The organism is Jatrophihabitans sp. (assembly GCF_036389215.1).
In the GTDB taxonomy this organism is placed as follows: domain Bacteria; phylum Actinomycetota; class Actinomycetes; order Mycobacteriales; family Jatrophihabitantaceae; genus Jatrophihabitans_A.
The window spans coordinates 1-4,885 of the sequence record NZ_DASVQG010000128.1 but is presented as its reverse complement, the minus strand read 5'-3'; the positions used below and the strand labels follow the sequence as shown (position 1 = coordinate 4,885).

The following is a 4,885-nucleotide window of genomic DNA, read 5'->3' as shown; positions in this document are numbered from 1 at the left end:
GCCAGCGCGTCGGCGCGGATCCGGCCCTGGTCGTCGGCCGGAACCACGGTCGGCGCGCCCAGTCCCAGGTAGCGCAGCGCCACGTCGACCGTGTCGTGCCGCTCGGCGCCGACGAGCACCGTGACCGGCGGCGCCCCGTTCAGGCCACGCTGGTTGACATCCCAGCCGACGCCGGCCAGCACCTGCTCACGGGCGGCCGCCAGGCAGCTGAAGTTGGCCATCGTCGCGCCGGTGACGAACCCGACGGCGGCGCCGGCCGGCAGGCCGAGCAGGTCGAGCAGCCAGCGACCGGCTGCCTCCTCGGTAGCCACCACGCCGGGGGTCGGGGTACGCATGCCCGCGTTCTGGTCCCAGGCGCTGACCAGCCAGTCGGCTGCCATCGCGGCGGGCAGCGTGCCGCCGATCACCCAGCCGAAGAACCGTCCGGAGCCCATCGCCATCAGGCCGTCCTCGACCACCTCGGCCAGCAGGTCGACCGTCGCCGCCGGATCGGTGGGGCCGTCCGGGATCTCGCCGAAGGCCTTGGCCAGCTCGTCGGCGGAACGGCGCGGCGGGATGGGCCGGTCCGGCATCGAGGTCAGCCAGCTGCGGGCGTGGCCCGCCGCGGCCTGCAGCGCGGCCGTGTAAGCCTCTTCTCGTGCCGTCATGACGGCTCACGCATCCCTTCCGGCACTGCACCTGACAGACGGCTGAAGCCGAATCGCTCAAGCCGACTAGACACCGGGACGCTACGGCAACCCGCCGACAGGCTGAAGGTTGATTCTGCGTGAAGCGAATCCGGGCTACTTCCGGCCGCCGAGCCGGAACGACCGGCGGACCCGGCAGCGGCCGTCGAGCACCTCCACCGCGGTCAGCTCCCGGGCGATGGTGCGTACCGGCAGCAGGGCGGTGACGGCGGCGCGGAACTCCGCGGCCTGGGTGGCGTCGGCGCTGGTGGCCACGGTCAGGTGCGGCACCACCTCGGCGAAGACCCCTTCGTACGGTGGGTATTCCGGCCACACGGTGCAGAGGTCCTGGGTCAGCGCCAGGAACGGATCGGCCGGCTCCGGCGCCAGGTAGTGCACGTCGGCATCCTCGAACGTCCCGAACGTCCCGAAGCGCGCGAAGGACACCTCGAACGGCTCCCAGCTCTTGGCCAGCTGCCCGACCGCGTCCAGGTCGGCCTCGGTGAGGTCCTCCGGCGGGATCCAGGGGAACAGCACCGTGACGTGCGCCGGTGTGTCGGCGAACTCGCTGTCGTAGCGGGCCCGCCACTGGCCGACCACGGGTTCCAGGTCCGGCAGCGGCACGATCAGGCCGCTGTAGTCGGTCACGTCGGCGACTACTTCCGGCCCGAGTCCGGGGATTCGGTGGTGGACAGCGCCGCGATGAACGCCTCCTGGGGCACCTCGACCCGGCCCACCATCTTCATCCGCTTCTTGCCTTCCTTCTGCTTCTCCAACAGCTTGCGCTTGCGGGTGATGTCACCGCCGTAGCACTTGGCCAGCACGTCCTTGCGGATCGCCCGGATGCTCTCACGGGCGATCACCCGGGAGCCGACGGCGGCCTGGATCGGCACCTCGAACTGCTGGCGCGGGATCAGCTCGCGCAGCTTGGTCGTCATCAGCACGCCGTAGGCGTAGGCCTTGTCCTTGTGCACGATCGCCGAGAACGCGTCCACCGGCTCGCCCTGCAGCAGGATGTCGACCTTCACCAGGTCCGCGCTCTGCTCGCCGGCCTCCTCGTAGTCCAGGCTGGCGTAGCCGCGGGTGCGCGACTTCAATGCGTCGAAGAAGTCGAAGATGATTTCGCCGAGGGGCAGCGTGTAGCGCAGCTCCACCCGGGTCTCGGACAGGTAGTCCATGCCCAGCAGGGTGCCGCGCCGGGTCTGGCAGAGCTCCATGATGGCGCCGATGTACTCGCTCGGGGCGATGATCATGGACTTGACGATCGGCTCGTACACCTCGGCGATCTTCTGCCCGGACGGCCAGTCGGAGGGGTTGGTGACCACGTACTCGCGGCCGTCCTCCAGGATCACCCGGTTCACCACGTTGGGCGCGGTGGAGATCAGCTCCAGGCTGAACTCCCGTTCGAGGCGGTCCCGGGTGATCTCCAGGTGCAGCAGGCCGAGGAAGCCGCACCGGAAGCCGAAGCCGAGCGCCCCGGAGGACTCCGGCTCGTAGACCAGCGCGGCGTCGTTGAGCCGCAGCCGGTCCAGGGCGTCGCGCAGCAGCGGAAAGTCCGAGCCGTCGATCGGGAACAGGCCCGAGTACACCATCGGTTTCGGGTCCCGGTAGCCGCCCAGCGCCTCGCGGGCGGGCTTGGCGGCATCGGTCACGGTGTCGCCGACCTTGGACTGCCGGACGTCCTTGACCCCGGTGATCAGGTAGCCGACCTCGCCGACGCCCAGGCCCTTCGACACCACCGGCTCGGGTGAGATGACGCCGACCTCGAGCAGCTCGTGGGTGGCGCCGGTGGACATCATCTTGATCCGCTGCCGCGGGCTGATGTGGCCGTCGATCACCCGGACGTAGGTGATCACGCCCCGGTAGATGTCATAGACCGAGTCGAAGATCATTGCCCGGGCCTGGGCGCCGGCGTCGCCGACCGGTGCCGGGACGTCCCGGCAGATCACGTCGAGCAGCTCCTCGACGCCCTGGCCGGTCTTGGCCGAGACCCGCAGCACGTCGTCGGGGTCGCAGCCGATGATGTGGGCGATCTCGGCGGCGTACAGGTCGGGCTGGGCAGCCGGCAGGTCGATCTTGTTCAGCACCGGGATGATCTGCAGATCGTTCTCCAGCGCCAGGTACAGGTTGGCCAGCGTCTGGGCCTCGATGCCCTGGGCGGCATCGACCAGCAGCACCGCGCCCTCGCAGGCGGCCAGGCTGCGGCTCACCTCGTAGGTGAAGTCGACGTGGCCGGGGGTGTCGATCATGTGCAGCGTGTAATCGGTGCCATCTGTGTTCGAGCGCCAGGGCATCCGGACGTTCTGGGCCTTGATGGTGATGCCGCGCTCGCGCTCGATGTCCATCCGGTCCAGGTACTGGGCCTTGGCCTGCCGGGGATCGAGCACGCCGGTCAGCCGCAGCATCTGATCAGCCAGCGTCGACTTGCCGTGGTCGATGTGGGCGATGATCGAGAAGTTGCGGATGCGCGCGGGCGGGGTGGCGCCGGGTGGGCTGGGGATCGCGGGCACGGGCTGCTTTCTGTGCGATTCGTTGCTCGGGGGTTCGTTCCTCACATTCTCCCATGGCCTCGGCGCCGGCCAGCACCGTCGCCTGCTGGGCGCTTGCTTGCCGGGTGGAGCGGCATCCTGCCGCCTGCGCCGGGCTTGAGTTACCGTTGCCCATGCAGGGCGATCCGGACGTCAAGTGGCGGCGCTCGCGGGTCCAGTCACTCGGATTGCTGACTCTTGCGATTCTGCTAGCGGTGCTGAGCGTCCTGGTGGACAAGTGGGACGGCCCCAGCTGGTTAATAGTCGGTCTCGCGGTCTGTGCCGCTGGCGGCGGAGTGTGGTTGGAGTGGCGAAAGGGCCGGGCAGCCGCGCAGGATGAGCAGTCCACCATCTTGAGCACGGCGAGCCAACCAGACCTAGGCGCTGAAGGACGGTTCCGTACGGTCGGCGAAACCGGATGGGACGAGTTCCGCGTCCAGCCCGCAGCGGTTGAACTCAGGTACATCCCGCGGGACGTCCAGCAGGAGCTGCTCGATCGCATGGTCGAGGGCCGGCCGGTGCTGATCGTGGGGCACTCCATGTCGGGTAAAACCCGGATGGCGTACGAGGTGGTCCGGCATCTCTACAGCGACTGGCAGGTCTGGATACCTGAGCGTCCGGACGGGCTTGCCCGGTTGATGGCGAGTGGTGTACCGCAGCAGGCCGTGGTCTGGCTCGATGATCTTGAGGCCTTCCTTACCTCAGAGCACCAACTGCGGTTGTCCTGGCTAACGCAACTAGCGAGTGCGGGCTGCCGAGTGGTGGCGACCATCCGCTCATCGGAATACGAGAAATTTCAGCCTGTCGGTGAAGTGAAGCCTCCCCAGTGGGAGGTGCTGCAACGGTTTCGTCATATAGACCTTCTCGATGATCAGAGTGAGCAGGATCGGATCGCCGCCTCGGTTGATGACGAGCCGACATCTGCGGCGATCAGACGCTATGGCTTAGCTGAATATGTGGGCGGCGGTTATCTCGCGCTGGACAAATTCCGTAACGGTCAGGCTGCGCATCCCCTGGCAGTGGCGATGCTCCGAGCAGCGGCCGATTGGCGCCGGCTAGGTTTCGAGTCGATTCCGACCGCGACGATGTCTGCCTTGGCGCCGGCCTACCTGCCGGACAAGCTTCGAGTCGCGCCCGGCGAGGATCTCACTGGCGCTATTGAATGGGCGAGCGCCGAGTTCGGCGGTCGGATTCGGCTGCTGGAGCCAGCCGGCGATGGCGCCTGGCGGGTATTCGACTACCTGCTGGATTACCTCACACATGAGAACCGGCCCATACCGAATAAGACCTGGGCGATTGCCGCTGAGACTGCTCAACAGAATGCAAGGCAGGCACACCTCCTTGGTCACCGGGCTTACCTGGACGGCCGATTCACCTTGGCGACGGAACTCTGGCAGGCGGCCGCCTCCGCTATCCCGGAGGCGGCGTTCAACCTCGGGGTGCTGCGCAAGGAGCAGGGCGATCCCGACGGAGCAGCCGCGGCCTATCAGCTGGCCATCGACACCGGCCACCCCGACACGGCGCCGCAAGCGGCGGTTAACCTCGGGATGCTGCGCAAGGAGCAAGGCGATCCCGACGGAGCAGCCGCGGCCTATCAGCTGGCCATCGACACCGGCCACCCCGACACGGCGCTGAAAGCGGTGGTCAACCTCGGGGTGCTGCGGCACGAGCAAGGCGATCCCGACGGAGCAG

The 4,885-nt window shown here is 68.0% G+C and carries 4 protein-coding genes; 1 reads left to right on the top strand and 3 read right to left on the bottom strand.

Features of this window, described 5'->3' with window-relative positions; translation table 11 throughout:
* The 3 genes from VF542_RS05830 to lepA form a co-directional block, all read right to left on the bottom strand.
* Positions 1-647 (bottom strand): pyridoxal phosphate-dependent decarboxylase family protein (locus VF542_RS05830; RefSeq protein WP_408650760.1); only part of this gene is annotated, 647 nt, incomplete at its 3' end.
* Between the two features lie 135 nt (positions 648-782).
* A complete protein-coding gene (locus tag VF542_RS05825) occupies positions 783-1,313 on the bottom strand; it encodes a 2'-5' RNA ligase family protein (RefSeq protein ID WP_408650759.1) in 531 nt (176 codons plus the stop codon).
* 8 nt (positions 1,314-1,321) lie between these two features.
* Positions 1,322-3,175: a translation elongation factor 4 gene (gene lepA, locus VF542_RS05820; protein ID WP_408650758.1), complete on the bottom strand. Its 1,854-nt coding sequence runs from the start codon at positions 3,173-3,175 to the stop codon at positions 1,322-1,324.
* Positions 3,176-3,327: 152 nt separating this feature from the next.
* Between lepA and VF542_RS05815 the strand changes: the two genes are divergently transcribed.
* Positions 3,328-4,885, top strand: a 1,558-nt coding sequence (locus VF542_RS05815; RefSeq protein WP_408650757.1) for a tetratricopeptide repeat protein, incomplete at its 3' end; no start/stop codon positions are given.